This window comes from Planotetraspora sp. GP83 (assembly GCF_041262585.1).
In the GTDB taxonomy this organism is placed as follows: domain Bacteria; phylum Actinomycetota; class Actinomycetes; order Streptosporangiales; family Streptosporangiaceae; genus JAOEGB01.
The window spans coordinates 78568-102287 of record NZ_JBGCBZ010000003.1 but is presented as its reverse complement, the minus strand read 5'-3'; the positions used below and the strand labels follow the sequence as shown (position 1 = coordinate 102287).

Annotated in this window: 23 protein-coding genes; 14 read left to right on the top strand and 9 right to left on the bottom strand. The window is 67.4% G+C overall.

Annotation, left to right across the window (positions count from 1 at the left end; translation table 11 throughout):
• Positions 1-331 precede the first annotated feature (331 nt).
• Together ABH927_RS05290 and ABH927_RS05285 are read right to left on the bottom strand one after the other, a co-directional pair.
• Positions 332-1732: a dihydroxyacetone kinase subunit DhaK gene (locus ABH927_RS05290; RefSeq protein ID WP_370019035.1), complete on the bottom strand. Its 1401-nt coding sequence runs from the start codon at positions 1730-1732 to the stop codon at positions 332-334.
• Positions 1648-1905: a hypothetical protein gene (locus tag ABH927_RS05285; protein WP_370019058.1), complete on the bottom strand. Its 258-nt coding sequence runs from the start codon at positions 1903-1905 to the stop codon at positions 1648-1650. The genes ABH927_RS05290 and ABH927_RS05285 overlap by 85 nt, the downstream gene beginning before the upstream one ends.
• A 114-nt stretch (positions 1906-2019) precedes the next feature.
• Here ABH927_RS05285 and ABH927_RS05280 point away from each other — a divergent pair, with 114 nt between their 5' ends.
• The 7 genes from ABH927_RS05280 (at position 2020) to ABH927_RS05250 (ending at position 13429) form a co-directional block, all read left to right on the top strand.
• Complete coding sequence (locus ABH927_RS05280) at positions 2020-2640, top strand: hypothetical protein (protein ID WP_370018575.1); 621 nt, start codon at positions 2020-2022, stop codon at positions 2638-2640.
• A gap of 341 nt (positions 2641-2981) precedes the next feature.
• The gene (locus tag ABH927_RS05275; protein ID WP_370018573.1) at positions 2982-8219 is read left to right on the top strand and encodes a LamG-like jellyroll fold domain-containing protein; all 5238 of its coding nucleotides are present in this window, start codon (positions 2982-2984) and stop codon (positions 8217-8219) included.
• 198 nt (positions 8220-8417) lie between these two features.
• Entirely contained in the window at positions 8418-9272 is an 855-nt protein-coding gene (locus tag ABH927_RS05270; protein WP_370018572.1) for a hypothetical protein, read from the top strand.
• Positions 9273-9393: 121 nt separating this feature from the next.
• A complete protein-coding gene (locus tag ABH927_RS05265; RefSeq protein WP_370018570.1) occupies positions 9394-10167 on the top strand; it encodes a cyclase family protein in 774 nt (257 codons plus the stop codon).
• On the top strand, positions 10164-11924 hold the full coding sequence (locus tag ABH927_RS05260; protein WP_370018568.1) for a thiamine pyrophosphate-binding protein: 1761 nt from the start codon (positions 10164-10166) through the stop codon (positions 11922-11924). Before ABH927_RS05265 ends, ABH927_RS05260 begins: the two co-directional genes overlap by 4 nt.
• A gap of 322 nt (positions 11925-12246) precedes the next feature.
• On the top strand, positions 12247-12993 hold the full coding sequence (locus ABH927_RS05255) for a lysophospholipid acyltransferase family protein (RefSeq protein ID WP_370018567.1): 747 nt from the start codon (positions 12247-12249) through the stop codon (positions 12991-12993).
• A 10-nt stretch (positions 12994-13003) separates the two neighbouring features.
• Positions 13004-13429: a PPOX class F420-dependent oxidoreductase gene (locus tag ABH927_RS05250; RefSeq protein ID WP_370018566.1), complete on the top strand. Its 426-nt coding sequence runs from the start codon at positions 13004-13006 to the stop codon at positions 13427-13429.
• A gap of 20 nt (positions 13430-13449) precedes the next feature.
• On the opposite strand, the gene ABH927_RS05245 is transcribed toward ABH927_RS05250, so the two are convergent.
• A complete protein-coding gene (locus tag ABH927_RS05245) occupies positions 13450-13692 on the bottom strand; it encodes a hypothetical protein (RefSeq protein WP_370019057.1) in 243 nt (80 codons plus the stop codon).
• Here ABH927_RS05245 and ABH927_RS05240 point away from each other — a divergent pair.
• The 3 genes from ABH927_RS05240 to ABH927_RS05230 all read left to right on the top strand — a co-directional run bounded on the left by ABH927_RS05240 (position 13615) and on the right by ABH927_RS05230 (position 15272).
• On the top strand, positions 13615-13878 hold the full coding sequence (locus tag ABH927_RS05240; protein WP_370018564.1) for a hypothetical protein: 264 nt from the start codon (positions 13615-13617) through the stop codon (positions 13876-13878). The genes ABH927_RS05245 and ABH927_RS05240 overlap by 78 nt on opposite strands.
• A 65-nt stretch (positions 13879-13943) precedes the next feature.
• Complete coding sequence (locus ABH927_RS05235; RefSeq protein WP_370018562.1) at positions 13944-14807, top strand: LLM class F420-dependent oxidoreductase; 864 nt, start codon at positions 13944-13946, stop codon at positions 14805-14807.
• A gap of 132 nt (positions 14808-14939) precedes the next feature.
• Positions 14940-15272 carry a putative quinol monooxygenase gene (locus ABH927_RS05230; RefSeq protein ID WP_370018560.1) on the top strand — a complete coding sequence of 111 codons (333 nt, stop codon included), beginning with the start codon at positions 14940-14942 and terminating at the stop codon, positions 15270-15272.
• 88 nt (positions 15273-15360) lie between these two features.
• Here ABH927_RS05230 and ABH927_RS05225 read toward each other — a convergent pair whose 3' ends face one another.
• The gene (locus ABH927_RS05225; RefSeq protein WP_370018559.1) at positions 15361-16080 is read right to left on the bottom strand and encodes an HAD family hydrolase; all 720 of its coding nucleotides are present in this window, start codon (positions 16078-16080) and stop codon (positions 15361-15363) included.
• 72 nt (positions 16081-16152) lie between these two features.
• Here ABH927_RS05225 and ABH927_RS05220 point away from each other — a divergent pair, with 72 nt between their 5' ends.
• From ABH927_RS05220 to ABH927_RS05210, 3 genes are read left to right on the top strand one after another with little or no spacing between them, the layout of a single operon-like run.
• Positions 16153-16578 carry a hypothetical protein gene (locus tag ABH927_RS05220; RefSeq protein ID WP_370018557.1) on the top strand — a complete coding sequence of 142 codons (426 nt, stop codon included), beginning with the start codon at positions 16153-16155 and terminating at the stop codon, positions 16576-16578.
• A complete protein-coding gene (locus tag ABH927_RS05215; RefSeq protein ID WP_370018555.1) occupies positions 16572-16805 on the top strand; it encodes a helix-turn-helix transcriptional regulator in 234 nt (77 codons plus the stop codon). The genes ABH927_RS05220 and ABH927_RS05215 overlap by 7 nt, the downstream gene beginning before the upstream one ends.
• A complete protein-coding gene (locus tag ABH927_RS05210; protein WP_370018553.1) occupies positions 16802-17773 on the top strand; it encodes an NAD(P)-dependent alcohol dehydrogenase in 972 nt (323 codons plus the stop codon). Before ABH927_RS05215 ends, ABH927_RS05210 begins: the two co-directional genes overlap by 4 nt.
• Before the next feature lie 82 nt (positions 17774-17855).
• Here the strand turns inward: ABH927_RS05210 and ABH927_RS05205 are convergent, their stop codons facing one another.
• From ABH927_RS05205 to ABH927_RS05195, 3 genes are all read right to left on the bottom strand, one after another.
• Complete coding sequence (locus ABH927_RS05205) at positions 17856-18539, bottom strand: hypothetical protein (RefSeq protein WP_370018551.1); 684 nt, start codon at positions 18537-18539, stop codon at positions 17856-17858.
• Entirely contained in the window at positions 18536-19129 is a 594-nt protein-coding gene (locus tag ABH927_RS05200; RefSeq protein ID WP_370018549.1) for an RNA polymerase sigma factor, read from the bottom strand. Before ABH927_RS05200 ends, ABH927_RS05205 begins: the two co-directional genes overlap by 4 nt.
• A gap of 242 nt (positions 19130-19371) precedes the next feature.
• Positions 19372-19866 (bottom strand): MarR family winged helix-turn-helix transcriptional regulator, encoded by a 495-nt coding sequence (locus ABH927_RS05195; protein WP_370018547.1) that lies wholly within the window; start codon positions 19864-19866, stop codon positions 19372-19374.
• Between the two features lie 95 nt (positions 19867-19961).
• Between ABH927_RS05195 and ABH927_RS05190 the strand changes: the two genes are divergently transcribed.
• A complete protein-coding gene (locus ABH927_RS05190) occupies positions 19962-20828 on the top strand; it encodes a haloalkane dehalogenase (RefSeq protein ID WP_370018545.1) in 867 nt (288 codons plus the stop codon).
• A 315-nt stretch (positions 20829-21143) separates the two neighbouring features.
• Here the strand turns inward: ABH927_RS05190 and pruA are convergent, their stop codons facing one another.
• Positions 21144-22769, bottom strand: coding sequence for an L-glutamate gamma-semialdehyde dehydrogenase (gene pruA, locus ABH927_RS05185; protein WP_370018544.1), 1626 nt, complete (start codon positions 22767-22769; stop codon positions 21144-21146).
• Positions 22770-23681 carry a proline dehydrogenase family protein gene (locus tag ABH927_RS05180; protein ID WP_370018542.1) on the bottom strand — a complete coding sequence of 304 codons (912 nt, stop codon included), beginning with the start codon at positions 23679-23681 and terminating at the stop codon, positions 22770-22772.
• Between the last annotated feature and the right edge of the window lie 39 nt (positions 23682-23720).

The following is a 23720-nucleotide window of genomic DNA, read 5'->3' as shown; positions in this document are numbered from 1 at the left end:
AAGGGAGAGGGAAGAAGGGGAAGGGTTTTGATCATGCACGGGCTCCCGGAGGGGCCTGTGGCCAGGGCCAACCCGCGGCGTGATCATGCCCGGGTTCCGGGAAGTGTCCCGTCGGCAGCGCACCTCTTGAGCGTGATCATGCAAACGTTCCCTGCCGGGCATCCTGGCCAGCGCCGATGTCGACCGTGATCATGCACGGGCGCATCGGGTGAGAGCGGTGCATGATCGCCGAAGGGGGACGGCCATGTAGGACGGGGTGCCGAGGAAGGAGTGCATGATCACGCGCTGCGGTGTCGCAGCTCAACGCGGATGTGCGGGAGCCTGTGCATGATCACGCGGTGCGGTGTGTGATCACCCCCAAGAGTGTGTGATCACCCCAAGATGCCGGCTGGTCAGAGCTTGCGGAAGGTCCTGGCCTCTTCGGCGGCGTTGAGGACGGCTGCCAGGGACGCGACGCCTCCGCCGCCACCGCCACCGCCACCGCCGCCGCCGCGGCCAGTGCGTCCTCCATGGTCTTGTCGCCCTCGGCGGCCCCGCCGAGCTTCTGAACCCCGGCCAGCGCCGCGTCGAACGCCGCGGCCAGCTCGGCCAGGGCGACCTCCGGAGGCTCGCCCAACGTTCGCCCCATCTGCCGGAAGGCCGTGCCGTACAGGGGGCCGGAAGCACCCCCGACCTTGCGGATCAGCGTGGACCCGGCCAGCACCAGCACGGCGCCGTGGGTCCCGGGCGGCCCGTCCGCCAACGCCTGCCGTACCGCCATGAAGCCTCGGTCCAGGTTCGCGCCGTGGTCGGCGTCGCCGATCGCGGCGTCGAGCTCGGTGAGCCGGTCACGCTCGGCCTGTACGGCTGTCGCGATCTCCTCGATCCAGGCCAAAAAGAACGGTGTGTCCACCAGCGGCTCCTCGCGGGCGGTCGTCATCGGCCCCAGCGGAGCCCGGGGGTCCACCGGCGCGTCCCAGAGCCGGCTCAGCTCGTCGGTCAACTGGCACACCGTGACCGAGAAGCCCTGCATGTCCAGGCTGGTCACGTAGTTTCCCACCAGGCTGCGTACGGCTGTCGCGCCCTTCTCCTGGAGGTACGCGAAGACCTCGGCGAACAGGATGTACAGCTCCATGAGCGGGGTGCCGCCCATCCCGTTGACGAGGACGAGCGTCTCTCCGGACAGCGGGAGGTCGTCGTGAATGGCGCCCATGGCCGGCCGTACGATCTCGCGGGCCTCGCCGTGTGACGTGCGGGTGCGGCCGGGCTCACCGTGGATGCCGATGCCCAGCTCGATCTCAGTGTCGCCCAGCTCGAAGGTCGGCTTGCCGGCGGCGGGCACGGTGCAGGGCGTGAGGGCGACCCCGAACGACCGGCTGCGCTCGTTGACCTCCCGGCCGATCCGGGCGACGTCGGCCAGTGGCGCCCCGGTCTCCGCGAGGGCCCCGGCGATCTTCTCGACGAACAGCGTCGCGCCGGTGCCACGGCGGCCGGCGGTGTAGAGGGAGTCCCGCACGGCGACGTCGTCGTTGACGAGCACGCTGGCCACCTCGACGCCCTCGTCGGCGCAGAGCTCGGCCGCCATCTCGAAGTTGAGCACGTCGCCGGTGTAGTTCTTGACGATGTGGAGCACCCCGGCTCCGCCGTCCACTCCCTTGCCGGCCTCGATCATCTGGTCGGGGACGGGCGAGGTGAAGACCTCCCCGGGGCAGGCCGCGTCGAGCATGCCGTACCCGACGAAACCCCCGTGCAGCGGCTCGTGGCCGGACCCTCCGCCGGAGACCAGCCCGACCTTACCCCGGCGCGGGCGTCCCTCCGGAAGATCACCTTGTTGTCGAGGTCCACCCGGAGCGAGGGGTGCGCCGCCGCCAGGCCGCGCAGCGCGTCGGTGACCACCGTGTCGACGCCGTTGATGAGCTTCTTCATGACCCGCCGTCCTTATCGGTCTTAAGGACAACTTCTGCCCCAATCTGCCGTACGGCAAGCCCGAGGTGCTGGGAAGATCAAGCGACGGGGCCGGAACGGACATATGAGGTCGCGATGGATTTCGACCAGTGGGTGCATCGTGTGGTCGTCCTTCGGGACGGGGACGCGGACGATGTCGGCCCTCTCGACGTCGTTCGCGGGCTGACGGAACTGTTCTCGTCGGCTGGACGGCTCGCCGAGAAGTACTCGACGGGGCAGATCAATGCCGGGCTGTGGTTCCTTGTCGGTGAATGCGACATGCTTCATGGGCTCTATGACAAGGGCGTGGACCAGGCGGTGAGAGTCCGGTGCGCCGACTCCATCCGTCAGCTGTATCGGCAACTGTTCACGCCGCTCTGCCAGAAGGTGTTGAGCAACGGACGGGAAGGGCGCTCGGGCGACGAGCCGCTCAACAGCATCTGCTACATGTGGTGGGACGTCTTCCCGACCTGGGGAAGGCCGGACCGGCCCGAGTCCCGGGAGATTAATTTTGTCCTGCTCGACGTGATGCGCGAAACTCTCGGCAGCGACAACGTCGCCTGCGTCGAAAGCGGCCTCCACGGACTGGGGCACTGGCATCTGAGCTATCCGGAACAGACCGAGGCCATCATCGACGGCTTCTTACGCGCCCGGCAGGATATCAGCTCGCCCCTCAAGCAGTATGCGAGCGATGCCCGATCGGGACGTGTTCTATGATCCGTCCGCACACCGCACGGTCGTGGTGGCGTTCCACTACGAACGCTCAACTGACTCCATCGAAGCCGTGGAGAGTGTGCCGAGTCGATTCCGGCGATCAGTAGTGGCGGTTGCATGATGCCCGTAATCCGGGCAAGCCAGATTACCCGATACCCTGTTATGTTTCAATTTCTCGTATATGTCCCTATTTCATAGCATGCTATAGCTCGTGAGCGCCTTGCGGGCAATGTGATCTATATCACTTGTAAGGTCAGCATAAATCCTTGTAGAAGATCACCTGACAGTCGACTTACTGCCAGACGGGGTTCTTAGTGAGACAGTCAGGAAGATCGGCACTATCATTGATATTAGGGGATCTAGCCGGTAAGGGGTCGCGGAAGCGGCTGTTTGCGGCGGTCGTCACGGCGTCACTGCTGTCAGGAGCGGCCGTACCGGCCGCTGCGGACGACGCGCAGCCGAGTCAAAGCCCGGCATCATTCACGGCGCCTCCGCCGTCCAAAACAGCCTTCCCGAAGCCGGACGATACCGACGCGGATCTTCGGACGGGGATAGCCGAAGCCAAGAAGCAGAACAAGCCGGTCGAGGTGAAATCGGCGGGCACCGAATCGAGCTGGTCGTGGGCGTACCCCGACGGCCATATCGCCACGGAGACGTGGGCGGGCCCGGCCAGGGTCAAGCAGGTCGACGGATCGTTCCGGTGGATCGACACAACGCTGACAGAACGTGATGGATCGCTCCAGCCGAAGGTAGCCAAGGCGGACATCCGGTTCAGCAACGGCGGCAACACTGAACTGGCGTCCCTGGAACGCGACAGCGACAAGCAGCGGTTCGCCCTGGAATGGCCCACACCGCTGCCCAAGCCGCAAATCCAGGGCAACAAGGCGGTGTACACCAACGCGGCCGGTCCTTCCGCGGACCTCGTCGTGACCGCCCTCGCCACGGGTTTCCGGCACGACGTGGTGCTCCGCGAGCGCCCGACCGGTCCGGTCGAGTTCCGCCTGCCCGTGCAGTCCAAGGGCCTGAAGCTCGGCGAGACCAAGGCCGGCGGGCTCAAGCTGACCGACAGCAAGGGCAAGACGGTGGCCTCGGCTGCCACCCCGTACATGGCCGAGGCTCCCAGCGCGGACGTGAAAAGCCTGCCGAACCAGCGGGGCGAGATCGACGCCGAGGTCGTCACGGAGTCCGATGGCCGCCAAGTGCTCGTGATCAAGCCGGACCCGAAGTTCCTGGCGGACGAGAAGACCACGTATCCGGTAACGGTCGACCCGACGGTCACGCTGACCGCGACGACCGACGCCTGGGTGCAGAGCAAGACGGGTGCTGCGGACTCGACCGGGTCGGTCCTGAACGTGGGCACCGGGACCTACTGGCAGTCGGAGCGCCGCTGCACGGGAAGCGTGTGCACCTACACCAACAAGATCTACCCCAACTTCCTGCGCGGATACGTCAGCTTCGGCGACACCAGCGGTTTCGCGAACAAGTACGTCGAGTCGGCCAGCGTTCAACTGCTGGGCTCCTACAGCGGCTCGTGCGTCTCCCGCACGATCACGATGTCGCCGATCACGTCGTCGTGGAGCACGAGCTCGCTGTCCTGGAGCAGCCTGCCGGGCACATCATCGACCGGAGCGGTGACCATCACGCCGAGCTGCGGTTCAGGCGTGGTCAGCACTTTCGATGTCACCCAGATGGCCAAGGGATGGGCGTCTGGCAGTGCCAGCAACGGCGTGGAGCTGAAGTCCACCGAGGACCCGCGCACCAGTTGGCCGGACGACCCGAACCCGGTTTCGGCCCAGTACTGGTCGTTCAACTCGGTCGAGTCGGGCCAGTCGCCGCCCAAGCTGAGCGTGAACTACCTGCTGCCGCCGGAGATCCCCACAGTGACGGGTGAGTCGATCGACTCGATGGTGGGCAACGACGCGATCTCGCGGACCAGCGACGTCAAGGTCAACTACTCGTCCACCTCGATCGACGGCAAGAAGCTCGACTACCTGGTGTCGATCTCCGACCCCACCACGCCCATTCCGGTTCCGACGGCCACGCCATCGCCTACTCCAACGCCTAGCCCGTCTCCAAGTCCGTCGCCGACCCAGACCGGTGTGCCTGGTCTGGTCGCCGCGTACGGGATGAACGAAGGCACCGGCACCGCCGTGGCGGACGTCTCCGGCACAGGCAACGCGGGTACGGCGAGCGCCGCGACCTGGGCAACGGGCAAGTACGGCCAGGCCTTGTCGTTCAACGGCACGTCCAGCACGGTGACCGTCTCGGACGCCGCCTCCTTGAGGATCACAGGCAAACTCACCCTGGAAGCCTGGGTCAATCCCACGACCCTGGGGGCGACTCGTCCGGCACTGGTCAAGGAAGCCGCGTCCGGACCGGCCTACGGCCTGCACGCTGGATTGAAAACCTGTACCGCGGCTCCCTTCATGTGCGCCATCATGCCGACCTACACCTACGTGCCCAGCTCGCAGGTCAAGATCGGAGGAACGGGCTACTCCGCGACCGGGACCACGGCTCTGCCGACCGGGTCATGGAGTCACATCGCGAGCGTCTACGACGGCACGACCGTGAAGACCTACGTCAACGGATCTCCGGTCGCCACCACTTCCGTGAGCGGTGCGAACGACACGAGCACCTCACCGCTGCGGATCGGCGCCGACACCGTCGCGGGCACGTACTTCAGTGGCCTGATCGACGAGGTGCGGGTCTACAACATCGCTCTCACCCAGGCCCAGGTCCAGAGCGACATGACCACGCCGGTCACCGTCTGGACTCCGCCCGTGGACAACCCACCGACAGCTCCCGGCACCCTGACCGCGGTCGCCGGCCCCGATACCGTCGCGCTTTCCTGGGGCGCGGCCACCGACGACAAACCTGGCGTCACCTACGAGGTCCACCGATCGACGACCTCCGGGTTCACTCCGTCGGCGACCACCAAGGTCGCCACGACCAGCACGACGTCGTACACCGACAGCGGCATGGTGCAAGGGCAGTACTACTACCGCGTGGTCGCCGTCGATAGCGCATCGCACTCTGGCCCTCCCTCGAACGAAGTGGCGGCCAGGACGTCGGCACAGCTCTTCCCGCCCATCAGCGGCGCCAACTCGGGGCAGGTGATCAGCAACCAATTCAAGCTCGGCAGCCCCGACAGCTTCAAATTCAAGATCAAGGCATGTCTCGCCGGCATCACCCCGCGGATGTGCAACGAAACCCCGTACTACCGCATAACCACCGACGCGCCCTGGACCCCCACAAATCCGGAGACAGGAATGGAAGACCCGTTCCTGCCCATCCTCTCGGGAATGGTCGCCCGTCCCTCTAATGGACCGGTCAGTGCTAAGTTCTACCTGTTTGATAAGGACGGGCTGCCCGTGGGTTCCAGCCCATTGGCACAGGTCGCGGTGAACGGTGGCGAGCGGGCCTCTTTCCAGCTCTCAGAGGGAACCGTTGCGGCCGGCGGCACCTACAGCTGGCAGATGCAAGCATGCGCGGAAGAGATATGCAGCTCCAGGACCAACGTGGTGAGCTTCACCGTGCCGGGCACCCCTTCGAGTGAAACCGATGACGTCCACACCCTCAATCTGATGAAGGACAATTTCGTCATCAAGGTTGGGAAGACGGATCCCACCGCGTGCGACGGAGCGCCCTGCGCCCTGTCGGACTCCTCGGTAATCCAGGTCGGTGGAGAGGGTCCTCAGAAGCTTGCCACCGCCGTCGGGTTCCGATTGGATGCTCTTCCGGATGGGGCCGCCGTGGTCGATGCCGTTCTGAACCTCGGTTCGGCTATCTGCCCGCCAACCGCGTGTCCAGCGGATCGTTCACTCACTGTCGTTCCGCTCAAAAACCCGGTCACGTCCGATACAAATGGCGCCGATCTGCTCAAGGATGCCGACACCACCACCAGTTACACGCTGCCCGTGACAGCGCCTCACGCCGACATCTCAGCGAGTGACGCCGAATACGGCTGGGTAATGATCACCTCAGATGGCCCAGAGCCGATCGGCTTTGGAGCGCCAGAAGCGTCTGAGCAACCGAAATTGGCGCTGACATACTTCCCTCCTGGTCCCCCGAGCAAGGTGCTCAACCTGACGGCGGAACCTGCCGACAGCGGTGCCATCGCAGCGTGGGGTCTGCCGGAGAAGACCGGCGGAATGGCGATGCTCGACGGCTACGACATCCAGGTGCTGGGGCCAGATGGGTCAGTGCGCGGAACGTACGATGTCCCAGATCCCACGGCGACCATTGATGGTCTCACAAACGGGGTTACTTACACAGTCAAGGTGAGAGCCCACACCGTTTATGGGACCGGCGACTGGGAATCGACGAGCGTCACACCCAAGCCCCTCATAGGGCCTTGCGGAATCTCGACCTACGTGCAAGCCCTCAACGACTATTACGCGAAGCAGATCGCGGTATTGGAAGGTGCCGCATCGGATGTGTGGGCGGCCGGCGCGGCACCCGCAGGTAAGACCACAGCCCGGCTCGCCTTGGACAACCCCGCGCTGATCGCGGAAAAGCAATCCATGGACGCGCAGGGCATCGCACGTAAGAACAGTGTCGTCACGATCACACATGCGGTTGGTCGCGATCTGTCTGATGGGCGAGTACAGGTCAACGCTACGGTTGAACAGACGTGGAACATCACGAAGATCGCCAGTGGCGAAACGGACTCCGAGACCAGTGCGGACGAAGTTGTCTACACCTTCGGGCGATGCGGAGAATTGGGGGTCGACTCGGAGTCGGTCGATGTGGAAGAGGATTCCACCGATTTCGCCTACGATGACGCGTTCTACCTTGACGATGACGCCGATCAGAACGTCGTGGGCGGCTCGCCGGCCGAGGCCAGGGCGGGTTCGATGAAGACCATGACGACGTCAGCGCGCCGTGTTCCCTGTGGCCGGGCACAAAACGGAGACGGCTACTATGCGACGGAGGACACGTATCGCTCGACCAAGAGCAACCTCATCCGGTTCACCGAGAAAAAGAAGAATAAGAAGAAGGTCTGGAAGGGCTGGTGGCTCAGCGTTCACGGTTGCTCTCGCTGGTATGTTCCGTGGATCGCGAGCACTCCCACCACGGACTCCTGGCGAATCTCCGAAAACATCAACTATGTACGAGTCCAAGGGCCGTCCAACTGGCCGAGAAACGAGGCCAAGTACATCAAGAGCAACCTGTACATGGAGAGCTCCGCGTCGGCCTGCTTCCTCGGTAAGAGATTCAACGGAGCTTTCGGGGTGTCGATCGACACCTCGCGTACGGGTGCGGTGTCCGTGGAGGTGAGCGGATCCAAAGAGATAGTCTGCAAAGACTACACGGAGACCGGCCCGGACAAGCCTTCAACAGGGGGGGATTTCATTCTGTACCCCATCTGGAATAGGCATAATCCAAGGGCCGACTGCTTCATGAACGCCACCACCGTGTGCCAGGTGGAAGGCTATCAGCACATATTTACGCCCAAGGTGAAGCTCTTCTATCACCCGAATAACAACAAGTATACTCCGGCGTATCGGGTCCTGTTCGCTCCCGGTGAGCAGTACAGTCCGTGGATGAAATATGACGGGACCCGATACAGCGACTGGTAGTGGGAACTAGTCCCAAGAGAGAGCGCCGTCTGGTGTTCCCTGAAATCGGGGAACACCAGACGTTGCCATATGCGGGCTCTTCAAAGTCGCCTGTGGGTGAGGTCGTGCTCGCGGGAAGAGAGAGATTTGGATCGCTCTTGAGGGGACTCTGTAACTCAATGGAAGAGCCTCGGGCGGTAGCCTAGGAGGGAATATCTGATGCGATCGGAGAGACGAGTCGTGGCGTCGGCGACGCTTGTCGTGCTGCTCATGGCATCTATTAGCGCGTGTATCGCGACCGGAACTCGATCCGAAGTGGCCGGCCAGCCGTCTCAACATCTGAGAGAGTTGTACGGGGTTGCGCTATCGATAATCCGGCCGGATTATTTCGTCGACCTGGATGCGGATTCGGTTCGGAACGTACGGGCCGAGAAAGATGAGATCCTGATCGCTGTCGAGTCCATACCGCAGACCGGGTTCGATTCGGCTGGAGCTGGCACTCGTAAGGAGGTGACCATACGCACGGACACGGAAGGCGACCTCGACTTCCATCCGCTCGAAAAAGACGACGCCACGTACACGCTTGAACGGTACATGGCGGGCAAGGGTCGAAATGAGCTGGCGAAGCGCCAGGTTGCACATGTACTGAAATGGATGGACGATGACCATTTCATGGTCACGGTGATCGTAGAGCTCAAGCGGGGGATGACCGACGAGGAGTTGGAGAAGGCCGATCTCGGCGGTGCACAGAAGGCTCTCTTCCCCGCGGGGGGAGGCCGACTCCCCATCGCCTGGGCGGACTCGAATTGCAGATACCTCTCCCTTGCTGAATGCGACGACTCCGTCGTCAAACCCTTTCGTGCGTGGTTGGCGAACCTCACCGCCTCCGACCGCGAACTGCTGCTCAGGAAGAGAATCGCACTGGATTATCTGGAGAGGCTGGCCGGAGATGGCAGGGTGGCTGGGCTGATGTACGATCTGGCGCTGCCGTCCGGAATGTTATCGGTGGTCAATAATCCAGAGGTCCGGGCCGTCTACCTTACGGGAGTTCAGCTGCGAAAGCCCATATCGTGATTCGAATCTCTCAGCGCCGATCACTGGTGGATCACGTCACGGCGATCGCGCGGCGATCCTGGCGTTTGGGTGTTGGACTGTAGGAGGATTTCACTGATTCGGGAGACGATCGGAGGCGCGCATGTCGGTGTTGCGGGATCTGGTGGAGGGCATCCGGAGCGGGGGGATCGAGGTGCTCGATCTGACCGCGCCGTTGAGCGAGACGACACCGATCCTGCTGCTGCCCGAACCGTTCGGGCAGACGGCGCCGTTCACGCTCCAGGAGATCAGCCGGTACGACGACCGCGGCCCGGCCTGGTACTGGAACAACATCTCGACCGGCGAGCACACCGGCACCCATTTCGATGCGCCAATCCACTGGGTGACCGCGCGGGACGGGGAGGACGTGTCGCAGGTCCCCGCCAAAAAGCTCATCGGACCCGCGGTGGTGCTCGACTTCACCGAACAAGCGAGACAGAATCCCGACTTCCTCCTTGAGATCGACCACGTCACCGCCTGGGAGAAGGAGCACGGTCCGCTGCCGGAGGGCGGCTGGCTCCTCTTCCGCACCGGCTGGGACTCCCGCGCCCACGATCAGGCCGACTTCCTGAACGCCAACGAGACCGGCCCGCACACGCCCGGCATCTCGGTCGAATGCGCGCGCCACCTCGCCGAGCGGACGCCGATCGCCGGCATCGGCGTCGAGACCGTCGGCACCGACGCCGGGGCGGCGCACTCGTTCGACCCGGCCTTCCCCTGCCACTCCTTCCTGCTCGGCGCGGGCAAGTACGGCCTGACCCAGCTACGCAACCTCGACCGGCTGCCTCCCACGGGGTCGGTCGTCATCGCCGGTCCGCTGCCGATCGTCGGCGGCTCGGGCAGCCCGGCCCGCGTTCTCGCCCTGGTGGAGCGGTGAACGTCGCCGAGGCCGTCGGCGCGGTCCTCGCCTCCTTAGGCGTCCGGGCGGCCTTCGGCGTCGTCGGCAGCGGCAACTTCCACGTCACCAACTCCCTCGTCCGGCACGGTGTGCGATACGTCGCCGCCCGGCACGAGGGCGGCGCGGCGACCATGGCCGACGCCTACGCCCGGATGAGCGGGACGGTGGCCGTGCTCAGCGTCCACCAGGGGCCGGGCCTGACGAACGCGCTGACCGGCATCACCGAAGCGGCCAAGAGCCGCACGCCCCTGATCGTGCTCGCCGCTGAGGCGACCGCTCCGCTGTCCAACTTCCGGATCGACCAGGCCGCTCTCGCGTCGGCGGTGGGCGCGCACGGGGCCCGGGTGTCCTCGGCGGAGACCGTGGTGGACGACACGGTGATGGCGTTCCTCGCCGCGCTGCTGGGCCGCCGGACCGTGCTGCTCAACCTGCCCCTCGACGTGCAGGCCGAGGTCCTACCCGACGAGGTCGCGCATGCCGTACAGGAGTTGCGGGCCGGTCGCGGGCGCGGGCATCAGGACGCGGTGAGCCGGTTGGCGGCCACCCCCTGGGGCCTGACCTTCCCGAGCGACCAGGAACGCCCCACTGACCAGGCGTGGGAGTCCGGTGAGGAGCCGGCCGCGCCCTCGTCGCCGTCTGAGGCCATGGGACGGCTCGCGGACCTGCTGGCGGCGGCCGAGCGGCCGGTGTTCCTTGCCGGGCGTGGGGCGCGTGGCGCCCGCCACGAGCTGGAAGATCTGGCCGGCGAGGTGGGCGCCCTGCTCACGACGTCGGCGGTCATGAAGGGCCTTTTCCGCGGCAGCCCGTGGGACCTGGACGTGAGCGGTGGATTCGCGTCGCCGCTGGCGGCGGAGCTGATCCGCGAAGCCGACGTCATCGTCGCCTGGGGCTGCTCCCTCACCATGTGGACCACCCGGCACGGCACGCTGATCGGGCCGGACACCAAGCTCGTCCAGGTGGACCTCGATCCCGACGCCATCGGCGCAAACCGCCCGGTCGATCTCGGCGTCGTCGGCGACGTGCGGGAGACCGCGCGGGCCGTGCGCGCCTCACTCGGGACTTCCGGTGACGCGGTAAGCCGTGGTTACCGGAGCCCGGAGCTCGCGGAACGCATCGCGCGGGAGGTGCGCTGGCGGGACGTTCCGTACGACGACACGAGCGGGAACGGTCGGATCGACCCGCGGACGCTCTCGATCGAGCTGGACGATCTGCTCCCTGAGGAACGGCTTGTCGCCGTCGACTCCGGCAATTTCATGGGATATCCGGCGATGTACCTATCGGTGCCCGATGAGGCGTCGTTCTGCTTCACGCAGGCGTTCCAGTCGATCGGCCTCGGGCTGGCCAGCGCGATCGGCGCCGCCCTCGCCCGGCCGGACCGACTCCCGGTGGCCGCCCTCGGCGACGGCGGAGCGCTGATGAGCGTCGCGGAGTTGGAGACGCTCGTACGGCTGGGCATCCCCATGGTGGTCGTGGTCTACGACGACGACGCCTATGGGGCCGAGGTGCATCACTTCGGGCTGGACGGGTTCCCGCTGGAGACCGTGACCTTCCCTCCGGTGGACATCGCGGAGATCGCCCGCGGCTTCGGCTGCGAGGCAGTGGCCGTACGGGAGAGAGGCGATCTGGCGGGGGTCGCCGAGTGGCTGAAGAGCCCGCGCGACAGGCCGCTCGTCGTCCATGCCAAGGTGACCGCCGAGGCCTCCTGGTGGCTGGAGGAGGCCTTCCGGGGTCACTGACTCGCCGCCCCTCTTCGGCGTGATCATGCACAGGTTCCTGGACGGGGGGGCCAAGCAGGGACTTCGGCGTTCGTGATCATGCGCGGGTTCCACGTCACAGGCAGTGAGCAGCCAGGAGGACGTTCGTGATCAAGCACTCCGGCAAACGTGCATGCTCACGAGATGGGTTGCCGCAGCTGAGAATGGGTGGCGGGGAATTCTCGCATGATCACGCGCCGGATTGCGGCCGGCGGGGCGCCCTACCCGGGAAACCGTGCATGATCACGCGCGGGTGGGGGGTGGAGAGGGCGCAAGTTACTGGGTCGTAGGTTACGGTTCAGGCATGGCTGAGATCGTGTACCCGCCGGTCATCTGGACCGCCCTGGCCGCCTTCAAGCTGCTGGACCTCAAGTTTCACATTGAGGGCTCCGAACGCGTTCCGCGGTCGGGCGGCGCGGTCATGGTGAGCAACCATGTCAGCTATCTCGACTTCATCTTCGCCGGCTTCGCCGCGCGGCCCGCGGGGCGTCTCGTGCGGTTCATGGCGAAGAAGGAGGTCTTCGCCAACCCGGTCGCCGGGCCGCTGATGCGGGGCATGCACCACATCCCCGTCGACAGGTCGGCCGGAGCCGGAGCGTTCGACGCGGCGGTGAGAGCGCTCAAGTCCGGCGAAATCGTCGGCAACTTCGCCGAGGCCACGATCAGCCGGTCCTTCACGGTCAAGGACATCAAGAGCGGCCCCATCCGGATGGCCGCCGAGGCCGGGGTTCCCCTGATCCCCGTCGCCCTCTGGGGCGGCCAGCGGCTCTGGACCAAGGGACGGCCGCGCAGGCTGACCCAGCGGCATGTGCCGATCACCATCCTGATCGGCGAGCCCATCCGCCCCGAGCCGGGCGACGACATCGGCGCGCTCACCACGGAACTGCGGCGGCGCATGGCGGAGCTCCTCGACCGAGCCCAGCGAGACTACCCGGAGACCCCGCAGGGGGTCTGGTGGCAGCCCGCCCACCTCGGCGGGACCGCCCCCACGCCCGAAGAGGCCGCCGCACTGGACGCCGCCGCGAAGAAGCCGCGCCGCTCCACCGCGTAGCGTTGGATCCATGGAACGGATGACCGACGCCGAATGGCGCGAGTTCGTGATGGCCGGGACGCGGACGGGCAAGCTCGGAGTCACCCGGTCCGACGGCAGGCCGCACGTGACCCCGATCTGGTTCGTCCTCGACGGCGACGACGTGGTGTTCACCACGGAGGAGAGCAGCGTCAAGGGCAAGGCGCTCGCGCGCGACCCACGGGCCACGCTGTGCGTCGACGACCAGCGGCCGCCGTACTCCTACGTCATGATCGAGGGCACGGCCACGCCGTCGTCCGAGCTCGACGAGCTGCTCAAGTGGGCCACCGCGATCGGCGTCCGGTACATGGGGGAGGACCGCGCCGCCGAGTTCGGTGAGCGCAACGGCGTGCCCGGCGAGTGGCTCGTACGGCTCCGCGTGAACCACGTCGTCGCCTGGCGGGACATCTCCGCCTGAGACGGGCGGCCGGCGGGCGGTCAGAACGTGCAGAGGTACCGCGACACGGCGGCCGGTTCGCCGGTCGCGGAGTCCCAGTTGTAGCGGTCGAAGGCGTGGGCCAGGTCGTTGTCCCCGTCGTTGTCGCCGTCGTTGTCGTCGGTGACCTCCCGGAGCGCCTGCCCCGCGAACACCCGGTAGTCGGCATGCCGGTGCTCGTCGTCGGTGTACTGCGAGGCCACGTCCTTCAGGCCGCCCCGCTCGGAGACGCGCTGCCGGTCCACCCGGTCACCGAGCCGGGAGCGGCGACGTGGGAGACCTACCTGCCGGAGGGTCGCTGGGTGGATGTGTGGTCGGGCGACGAGCTCGCCGGAGGGGCCGTGACATCGCGCGACGTCCCCATCGGCATCATCCCCGTCTACTGCCGGGCCGGAAGCTGGCCCGCCATGCGGGAGATCTTCGCAACCTGATCCACTTCGGGGGCGCTTCCATGTAAATATGGAATGGTCTGGACGTCGCCCCCGGAGGTCGTTTCATGAAGGTCGGACTGCAGATCAATGGTTTCACCTATCCCGGAGGGCCGGCCACGCTCGGCGCCGATCTGGCGGCGATCGCGAAGACGGCGGACGACGCCGGCTTCGCCACGATCACGGTGATGGACCACTTCTTCCAGATCGGGGTGGTGGGCCCGCCGGAGGACGACATGCTGGAGGCGTACACCACCCTGGGTTATCTGGCCGCCCACACGTCCAGGGCCAAGCTGCTGACTCTTGTCACCGGGACCATTTACCGTCAGCCGGGGCTCCTCGCCAAGATCGTTTCTACTCTCGACGTGCTCTCCGGCGGCCGGGCGTGGCTCGGCATCGGCGCGGCGTGGAACGACGAGGAGTCCCGGGGGCTGGGGTTCCCCTTCCCGCCGGTCGCGGAGCGGTTCGAGCGGCTGGAGGAGACCGTCCAGATCTGCCTGCGCATGTGGTCGGGCGACGAGAAGCCCTACAACGGCAGGCACTACCAGCTGGAACGCCCGCTGAACCGGCCGCAGCCGCTGTCCCGGCCGCACCCGCCGATCATGATCGGGGGCGGCGGGGAGAAGAAGACCCTCCGCCTCGTCGCGCGGTACGCGCAGGCCTGCAACCTGTTCGCCGGCCCCGACCTGGCCAGGAAGCTCGACGTGCTGCGCGCCCACTGCGAGGCCGAGGGCCGCGACTACGACGAGATCGTGAAGACCGTCTACTACATCTACGACGTCACCCAGGGGACTCAGAAGATCGTCGACGACCTGGGACACCTGGCCGAGCTGGGCTTCAGCGAGGCGCTGGGCATGGTCAAGGACGTCCACCGGCTGACGCCGCTGGAGACGATAGGCGCCGAGGTCATCCCCGCGGTGGCCGCCCTCTGACCATCCCCGTCTCGCGGTCATGGGCCGATCGGCGACCGCGGATCCGCCCTCCGGGGAAGGCCGCTCATCGGTGAGTTACTAGCATCGTTGGTGCGTATCCGCTGATTCGTCTGATTCGTCGAGAGAGATTTCATGATTTTCATTACCGCGAAGTTCCGGGTGCTGGCGGAGGAGGCCGACCGGTGGCCCGAGATCGCCGGTGAGTTCACCGAGGCGACACGTGCCGAGCCCGGCTGCCTCTGGTTCGACTGGTCCCGCAGTGTCGAGGACCCGGCCGAGTACGTGCTGGTCGAGGCCTTCAGAGACGGGGACGCCGGGGCGGCGCACGTCCAGTCCGAGCACTTCAAGAAGGCGCAGCAGACCCTGCCGCCCCACCTCGCCGAGACGCCGCGCATCGTCAACATGACGGTTCCGCAGGACGACTGGTCCCTCCTCGGCGAGATGGCCGTTCCCGAGCGGGGCTGACCCTCCGTCACGGGGGGCACGATCGCGAGCCGCCCGGCCGTACCCCCCGTACCCCCCCCGCCCGGCGCCCCGCGAGAGGAGCGGGCGGCTAAGGGGCGCTCCCCGCCGCTTCGCTGAGCAGGGCGGGCAGCTCCGGGAGTGTGCGGACCGTTCGCCACGCCGCTTCGGCATGAGGAGCGGGTGACGCCAAGCCGCCGCGGACGAGCCAGACCGCCCGCATTCCGGCGGCGGCTGAGGCGTCCACGTCCTCGGTGATGTGGTCGCCCACATGCACGCAGTCCTCCGGCGCGACGCCGAGCCGCGCGGCGGCACACCGGTAGATGGCCGGATCGGGTTTGCGGTGCCCGCAGTCGGCGGCGACGACGGTGACCGCGAGGAGATCCCCGAGCCCGAGCAGATCCGGCCTCGAATTGCCATTCGTGATCAGACCGAGGCGGAGTCCCATCGCGGCCAACGCCTCCAGGCACGGCGACGAGTCGGCGTACAGGCGCACGCCGGCATGCCGGGCCTCCATGTAGGCGCCGAAGACCGTCCGCGCGAACTCCGGGCCCGCGCCCGTCTGCCTGGCCGACTCCTCGAAGGCCGTCAGGCGGATGTCCTCCATCCGCGCCAGACGAAGCTCCGGGCGCGCGGCCGTCGTTTCCCGGACCTCCGCCAGCCATCGCGCGGTGACCGGCCCATCGGCCCGTGTGAATCCCGCCGCGTCGAACGCCTCCGCCGCACCCTCCAGCGCGCGCCGCATCGCCCCCTGGAAATCCCACAGAGTCTCGTCGCCGTCGAAAGTGACCACTGACGGTGCTCGGCCCATCGCAACCTCCTGGTATGCGGCATGGAGTTAAGAAAACTAGACACGATGTCTGCTTTGCTTTACATTCGGGGCATGGCATTCGAAGAGAAGCGCGCGTGGATCATGGTGGTGGTCACGGTCGGCGCGTACGCGGCGTACCTCGTCATCATCCTCAGCCGGGCGGGAACCACCCCTCTTGCCGAGGTGCCGTACGTAGCGGCGCTGCTGTGGACCGTCGGCGCCTCGATCACGGCGTCGATCGTGCTCAATATCGTGACCGCCATCGTCTCTCCCAAGGACGCCGACAAGAAGGACCAGCGCGACAGGGAGATCAGTCGCTTCGGCGACCACATCGGCCAATCGTTCGTCATCACGGGCGGAGTCGCGGCACTCGGCATGTCGATGGCCGAGCTGAGCTACTTCTGGATCGCCAACACGATCTACCTGGCGTTCGTCCTGTCGTCGCTCCTCGGATCCGCGGCGAAGATCGTCGCCTACCGCCGGGGTCTGCCGTGGTGAAGCCGACCAGGGTCACGAACAGCATCCGATCCCTCCGATTCGCGCACGGGGAGATGACGCAGGCGGATCTGGCGGACCGCATCGGCGTGACCCGTCAGACCATCATCGCCATCGAGCAGGGCCGCTACTCGCCCTCCCTCGAAATGGCGTTTCAGATCGCCCGGGTCTTCAAGGTCCCGCTCGACGACGTGTTCCAATACCCGGACAGTGAAGAGGAGACACCATGAAGGCCATCGTCCAAGACAGGTACGGCTCGCCGGACGTCCTGGAGCTCAGGGAAGTCGGCCAGCCGGTGGCCGGGGAGAACGACCTGCTCGTGCGGGTGAACGCGGCCGGCGTCGATCCGAGCGTCTGGCACCTCATGACCGGCCTGCCGTACCTGGTCCGCGCCTTGGGCTACGGGGTCCGGGCGCCCAAGGTCCGCATCCGGGGCACCGATGTGGCGGGGCGCGTTGAGGCGGTCGGCGCCAACGTGACCCGGTTCCGGCCGGGCGATGAGGTGTTCGGCACCTGCGACGGCTCCTTCGCCGAGTACGCGTGCGGTCCCGAGGAGAGGTTCGCGCCGAAGCCGGCGAACCTCACCTTCGAGCAGGCGGCCGCCGTCCCCATCTCCGCCTGCACCGCCCTCCAGGGCCTTCGCGACCAGGGACGGGTGCGGCCGGGGCAGAAGGTTCTGATCATCGGTGCGGGTGGAGGCGTGGGAACGTTCGCGGTGCAGCTGGCCAAGGCCCTCGGGGCGGAGGTCACCGGCGTGTGCGGCACGGCGAAGACGGACCTGGTCCGATCGATCGGCGCGGACGACGTCATCGACTACACACGCGACGACTTCGCCGACCGGGCGCGCCGCTACGACCTCATCCTCGACACCGCGGGCAACCGTTCGCTGTCCCATCTCCGGCGTGCCCTCACCCCCGGAGGGACTCTCGTCATCATCGGCGGCGAAGGGGAAGGACGGTGGTTCGGAGGCACGGAGCGCCTGTTCAAGGCGCTCATGCTGTCGCCGTTCGTGAGCCAGAACCTGCGCGGGCTGTTCGCGACGCAGCCCAGGGAAGACCTGCAGCTCCTGACGGAGCTCATCGAGGCCGGAAAGGTCACGCCGGTCATCGACAGGACGTACTCCCTGAAAGAGGCCCCCGACGCCGTCCGGCACCTGCGGAACGGCCACGCACGCGGCAAGGTCGTCATCACCGTGTGATGCCCCTCATCACAGGCCCGTGGGCCTCGCCGCCGGCGTCCGGCCGTGCCGTACGGCCCGCGGAGCCGTACGGCACAGCGGATCAGCTGCCGGCCGGTGGCGTGCCGGTTCCGATGTCGAACGCCGAGGGGTCGTCGACGATCTGGCATGGTTCGACTGGGCCGTCCGTCAGGCGGCCGCTGAACTGCCAGGCGACCCCGGAGCGCTTCACGGTCGGCTCCACCGGGTTCTCCATCACCTCGATCAGGACGATCTGGCCGGGCTTGATGTATCGGGGATAGATCGTGATGCCGTTCTCCGGGCGGATGGCTTTGACGGAAGCCGTGTTCTCCGCCCTCTTCCGTATCCTCGCCTGGACGGCCGGATCCTTGCTCGCCAGTTCCTGTGGCGTCGTGGAGGTGTGATCGCCCGCCACGAAGGGGGCGCGGGCGTTTCCGCACTGCTTGCCCAGGGGCAGGTAGGTGATGTCGGCCCGCACACCCAGCTCTGCCAGGTCCCTCTCGACCTGCCGCGGATCCCTGAACTCCTTGATCCACAGGTTGATCGAACCGTCCGCGTTCTTCGTCACCGCGTACGCCGGGGTCTGCGACCCGATCACCATGGGTACGGCGACCGCCGTGCCCGCGGCGACCGCGACGACTCCGGCCATGGCCAGGAACCGCTGGCCGGTCAACCGGCGCGCGGCCGGGGCGCGCCCCTGTGCCGCCCGTGCCGCGATCTCCGCCTTGAGCTCCGCGAGGAGCCTGTCCTCGAAAGTGCTGTTCAACTCGTTCCTCCCATCACCGGCAGGACACCGGGAACCTGCTGGATGAAGCGCCGGGCGCGGTGAAGCCTGACTCGGGCGGTGCCCTGCCGGATGCCGAGCGCGGCGGCGGCCTCAGCGGGGCTGAGGCCGTCGACGGCCACCAACTCCAGCAGCGCGCGTTCACTCTCGGGCAGCTCGGCCATGGCCTCAAGGGCGCGGCGGGCCGGTGACTCGGCGTCGATCCGGTCCTCCAGGCGCGCCACGTCGTCGGGGTCGAGCGGGCGATGCCCCGCCATCCGGCTGGTCGCGCGCGACTCCCTGGCCGAGCGCCGCCATTCGGCGTAGAGGGTGTTGCGCGCCACGCCGTACAGCCAGGCGGTCTCACTGCCACGCCCCACCCGGTAGGTGTGCGCCGAGTCGAGGACGGCGAGGAACACCTCGGCCGTGAGATCGGCCACGGTGTGCGGGTCAGCCACCCGCCTGGCCAGGAACCGGGTCACGGCGTCGAAGTGACGCCGGTAGAAGGCTTCGAACGCCTCGGGATCGCGGACGACGTCCGCCAGGCTCGTCTGTTTCAGGGTCTGTTTAAGGCTCGTCTGTTTAGGGCGCATCAGCGCTCCTTGCCATGCGTCTGAACACACCCCTACTTGGACGAAGCCCGACCCACCGTTACAAGAACCGTTCCGGTCTCAGGGGAAGCGCATGACGGACGTCCGCTCTCTCAAGCGGGCTTGGCCGGCAATCCGTCCCAGGGACGCCGAGACGGCGGACCGGGGCAGGGGCCGTCCGGCTGGGCTGCCCGCGTGGAGCGGCGTCCGGAGTGGCGCTGGGGGAGCGGCGCGTCCGGCCCCGCTCAGGCGTCCTGGCCGTGGGACCTCGCGTGGTGGTCGAGGAGGCGGGTGAGCAGCTCAGTCAGCTGGTCGCGTTCCGGCTGGGTCAGGGGCGCGAGCGCCTCGTCCTGGAGGGTGGCGAGCAGCTTGTCGAGTCTGCGCAGGTGGTCGCGGCCCTGCCGGGTCATGGTGATCACGTTGCGGCGGCGATCGGCGGGATCCGGGGCGCGTTCGACGAGAACGCGGTCGGCCAGCTCGTTGATGACGGCGACGAGGTCGCTGCGGTAGATGCCGGTCCGGCGGCTCAGCTCCGCCTGGCTGGCCGGGCCGGACTCCCGCAGCGTCACCAGGACGGCGTAATGCCATTTGCGGGCCTCCGCGGCGGCCAGCCCCTCGGTCACCAGGCGGTCGGAGTGCATGGCGACCAGTGACAGAAGCCGGGTCGGCAGGCTTCGCAGCCGGGCAGGGGTGTCGTGCTCATCCCCGTGGTCCGTCATGTCGGGCACGCCGCTGCTCATACCGATGATCCTACCCTTTGCGTTAGTCGGACTAACGATATATGTTCGTTAGCGCGACAAACGTTAGCGTAACTAACGGACTGAGAGGACATCCCATGCCCGTGATCGACGTGCTGGACTCGACGATGTACTACGAGGAAACCGGCAGCGGCACCCCCTTCGTTTTCCTGCACGGCAACCCCAGCTCGTCCCACCTGTGGCGGAAGGTGCTGCCCGGGATCGGTGGGCCCGCTCACCTGCTCGCGCCTGACCTCATCGGCATGGGCCGGTCAGGCAAGCCCGGCGTGCCGTACCGGTTCGCCGACCACGCCCGCTATCTGGACGCCTGGTTCGAGCGGCTGGGGCTGGAGGACGTGGTGCTCGTCGGCCACGATTGGGGCGGCGCGCTCGCCTTCGACTGGGCGGCCCGCCACCCCGGCCGCGTCCGCGGCGTGGCCTTCTTCGAGACGATCGTCCGGCCGATGTCCTGGAGCGAGCTGGGCGACGGCCCGCGCTCCCGCGCCGAGACCGTGCGCGGCCCGAAGGGCGAGTCGCTGGTGCTTGACCAGAATTTCCTCATCGAGACGGCGTTCACCGGAGGGGTGCTGACGCCGCTGAGCCAGGAGGACATGGAACCGTACCGAGCGCCGTATCCCACCCGCGAGAGCCGCCGCCCGCTTCTTGAGTGGGCGCGCTCGCTGCCGCTCGACGGCGAGCCGGCCGACGTGGCCGGCCGGGTCGAGCGCTACGACGAATGGCTCGCCGGCAGCGACGACGTCCCCAAGCTGCTGCTCACCTTCGACTCCTCGCCGACCTTGCTCATCGGGAAGGAGATGGCCGACTGGTGCGCGGAGACGATCGCCGGCCTGGAAATCGAGCACTGCGGCCCGGCCGGCCATCATGCCCCGGAGGACCGGCCCGAGGCCATCGCCACGGCGATCAACGCCTGGGCGAAGCGGCACGGGCTGGGGCCGGGAGAGTGAACGGAGACACCGAACGGCGGACGATAGCGCTCACCCGATCTCCGCGGCCAGGCCGTACGCCGGCGCCCCGAGGTTCGTAAGGGAAACCCGGCGGCTCGGAACCGCATGCATTCCGCATGCCAAATTGCTTGCATGGAACCATGCGGATCAGGGATGTCCCTGACGCCACTGAGCGGACGCTGAAGGCTCGGGCCGAGCGCGAAGGCAAGTCCCGCGCGTCGGGCCGCAGGGGCAGTGGTTATGGCGGCTACCCCGACGCCGCCGGGGTAGCCGGGCTTGTCCGGGTCAACCTGCCGCCGACCCGGCTGAGGCAAGTCAGCCCATGTGGGGGTAGCGGTGGTCGGTGGGCGGGACGAAGGTCTCCTTGATCGTGCGGGCGTTGACCCAGCGGATCAGGTTGAAGATCGACCCCGCCTTGTCGTTGGTCCCGGAGGCCCGGGCGCCGCCGAACGGCTGCTGGCCGACGACCGCCCCGGTGGGCTTGTCGTTGATGTAGAAGTTGCCCGCCGCGAAGCGCAGCCGCTCCGCGGCCGCCGTGATGGCGTACCGGTCCTGGGCGATGACCGAGCCGGTCAGCGCGTACGGCGTGACGCCCTCCATCTGGTCGAGGACCGAGTCGTACGACGAGTCGTCGTAGACGTGGACCGCGAGGATGGGGCCGAAGTACTCCTTCACGAAGACCTCGTCCGTGGGGTTGGAGCACTCCAGGATGGTCGGCTTCACGAAATATCCGGTCGAGTCGTCATACGACCCGGTGAGCACGTTGATGGAGCCCGTCGAGCGGGCCCGGTCGATGGCCTGCCTGTGCTTGGCGAACGCCCGCTCGTCGATCACGGCGCCCATGAACGTGGACAGGTCGGCCGCCACGTCGCCGACGGTCAGCGACTCGGCCACGGAGACGAAGTCGTCCCGCATGCGCGCCCACAGCGACCTGGGCACGTACGCCCGCGAGGCCGCCGAGCACTTCTGGCCCTGGTACTCGAACGCGCCCCGCACCAGGGCCGTCGTCAGCACCTCGGCGGAAGCCGAAGGGTGGGCGAGGACGAAGTCCTTGCCGCCGGTCTCGCCGACGATCCTCGGGTAGCCCCGGTAGCCGGCGATGTTCTCGCCGACCGTGCGCCAGAGGTGCTGGAAGGTGGCCGTGGAGCCGGTGAAGTGGATGCCGGCCAGCTCCGGATGCGCCAGCGCCACCTCGGAGACGGCTGCGCCGTTGCCCGTCACCAGGTTGATGACGCCCGGCGGCAGCCCGGCCGCCTCAAGCAGCCGCATCGTGAAGTGCGCGGCGAACTGCTGCGTCGGCGACGGCTTCCATACGACGACATTTCCCATCAAAGCCGCGGAAGTCGGCAGATTTCCGGCGATGGCGGTGAAGTTGAACGGCGTGATGGCGAGCACGAAGCCCTCCAGCGGCCGATACTCCATGCGGTTCCACACGCCGGGAGACGACACCGGCTGCTCGTTCAGCAGCTGCCGGGCGTACGAGACGTTGAACCGCAGGAAGTCGATCAGCTCGCAGGCCGCGTCGATCTCGGCCTGCTGGGCCGACTTCGACTGCCCGAGGACCGTGGCGGCGTTGAGGGTGGCCCGCCACGGGCCGCTCAGCAGGTCGGCCGCCTTGAGGAAGATCGCCGCCCGCTCCTCGAACGGCAGGGCCCGCCAGGCCGGGGCCGCGTGAAGGGAGGCGTCGATCGCGGCCCGCACGTCGGCGGCGGTGGCGTCGCCCATCCGGCCGAGCACCGAGGCGTGGTTGTGCGGCTGGACGACGTCGATGGGGGCGCCGCCCGCCATCCGCTGCTCGCCGCCGACCGTCATCGTGAGGTCGAGCTGGGCGCCCTGGAGCTCCTTGATCCGGTTCTCCAGGGCGGAGCGCTCGGCGCTGCCGGGCGCGTAGCCGTACACCGGCTCGTTCGCCGGGACCGGGACGTTCGTGATCGCATCCATTTACTTACCCCTCAAGGAACGCAGGAAGAAGGCGACGTTGGCCGGGCGCTCGGCGAGGCGGCGCATGAAGTAGCCGTACCAGTCGTCGCCGTAGGGCACGTAGACCCGGACCCGCGACCCGGCGCCCGCGAGCGCCTCCTGCTTGTCGGTTCGGATGCCGTAGAGCATCTGGTACTCGTAGCTGTCCCGCTCGCGGTCGTTACGGTCGGCCAGCAGCTCCGTGATGGCGATCAGCCGGTCGTCGTGGGTGGCCACCATCGGATATCCCGTGCCCGCCATGAGGACGCGCAGGCACCGGACGTACGCCTTGTCCACCTCGGTCTTGCTCTGGTGGGCGACCGAGGCGGGCTCGCGGTAGGCCCCCTTCACCAGGCGCACCCGCGACCCGGCGAGATCACGGCAGTCCGCCTCGCTGCGGAACAGATAGGCCTGGATCGCGACGCCGGTCTCGGGGAAGTCCTCGCGCAGCGCGCGGAGGATCTCCAGCGTGGAGTCGACCGTGGTGTGGTCCTCCATGTCGAGCGTGACGGTGGAGCCGCAGTCGCGGGCGGCCGAGCAGATCTGCCGGGCGTGTTCGAGCGCCATGGCGCCGTCGAGCGCCTGCCCGACGGCCGAGAGCTTCACCGACACCTCGGCGCGGCGGCCCAGCCCCAGCGGGCGGAGCGCGTCCAGCAGGGTCACGTACGCCTTGGTCGTGCCGATCGCCGCCCCCGTGTCGCGGACCTCCTCGCCGAGGTGGTCGATCGTCACGGCCAGCCCCGAACCGGTCAGGCGGCGGGTGGCGGCGACGGCGTCCGCGGTGGACTCCCCGGCGACGAACCGGTCGACGACCCCGCGCGTGAGCGGGAACCCCGACACGGCCTTCCGGGCGAGCGGGCTCCTCGAGCCCGCGAGAAGCAGTGAACCGAGCATGTCCACAGGCTAAATCCGCAGCTCACGACTGGTCCACGG

What these genes read in the sequence shown, in the direction of transcription:
- ABH927_RS05230 (WP_370018560.1), top strand. Translation starts at nt 14,940, where the DNA reads ATGATTTTCATTACCGCGAAGTTCCGGGTGCTGGCGGAGGAGGCCGAC.
- ABH927_RS05265 (WP_370018570.1), top strand. Translation starts at nt 9,394, where the DNA reads ATGTCGGTGTTGCGGGATCTGGTGGAGGGCATCCGGAGCGGGGGGATC.
- ABH927_RS05235 (WP_370018562.1), top strand. Translation starts at nt 13,944, where the DNA reads ATGAAGGTCGGACTGCAGATCAATGGTTTCACCTATCCCGGAGGGCCG.
- ABH927_RS05200 (WP_370018549.1), bottom strand. Translation starts at nt 19,129, where the DNA reads ATGCGCCCTAAACAGACGAGCCTTAAACAGACCCTGAAACAGACGAGC.
- ABH927_RS05190 (WP_370018545.1), top strand. Translation starts at nt 19,962, where the DNA reads ATGCCCGTGATCGACGTGCTGGACTCGACGATGTACTACGAGGAAACC.
- ABH927_RS05280 (WP_370018575.1), top strand. Translation starts at nt 2,020, where the DNA reads ATGGATTTCGACCAGTGGGTGCATCGTGTGGTCGTCCTTCGGGACGGG.
- ABH927_RS05255 (WP_370018567.1), top strand. Translation starts at nt 12,247, where the DNA reads ATGGCTGAGATCGTGTACCCGCCGGTCATCTGGACCGCCCTGGCCGCC.
- ABH927_RS05240 (WP_370018564.1), top strand. Translation starts at nt 13,615, where the DNA reads ATGCCGGTGCTCGTCGTCGGTGTACTGCGAGGCCACGTCCTTCAGGCC.
- ABH927_RS05285 (WP_370019058.1), bottom strand. Translation starts at nt 1,905, where the DNA reads ATGAAGAAGCTCATCAACGGCGTCGACACGGTGGTCACCGACGCGCTG.
- ABH927_RS05180 (WP_370018542.1), bottom strand. Translation starts at nt 23,681, where the DNA reads ATGCTCGGTTCACTGCTTCTCGCGGGCTCGAGGAGCCCGCTCGCCCGG.
- ABH927_RS05195 (WP_370018547.1), bottom strand. Translation starts at nt 19,866, where the DNA reads ATGAGCAGCGGCGTGCCCGACATGACGGACCACGGGGATGAGCACGAC.
- ABH927_RS05250 (WP_370018566.1), top strand. Translation starts at nt 13,004, where the DNA reads ATGGAACGGATGACCGACGCCGAATGGCGCGAGTTCGTGATGGCCGGG.
- ABH927_RS05225 (WP_370018559.1), bottom strand. Translation starts at nt 16,080, where the DNA reads ATGGGCCGAGCACCGTCAGTGGTCACTTTCGACGGCGACGAGACTCTG.
- pruA (WP_370018544.1), bottom strand. Translation starts at nt 22,769, where the DNA reads ATGGATGCGATCACGAACGTCCCGGTCCCGGCGAACGAGCCGGTGTAC.
- ABH927_RS05210 (WP_370018553.1), top strand. Translation starts at nt 16,802, where the DNA reads ATGAAGGCCATCGTCCAAGACAGGTACGGCTCGCCGGACGTCCTGGAG.
- ABH927_RS05270 (WP_370018572.1), top strand. Translation starts at nt 8,418, where the DNA reads ATGCGATCGGAGAGACGAGTCGTGGCGTCGGCGACGCTTGTCGTGCTG.
- ABH927_RS05220 (WP_370018557.1), top strand. Translation starts at nt 16,153, where the DNA reads ATGGCATTCGAAGAGAAGCGCGCGTGGATCATGGTGGTGGTCACGGTC.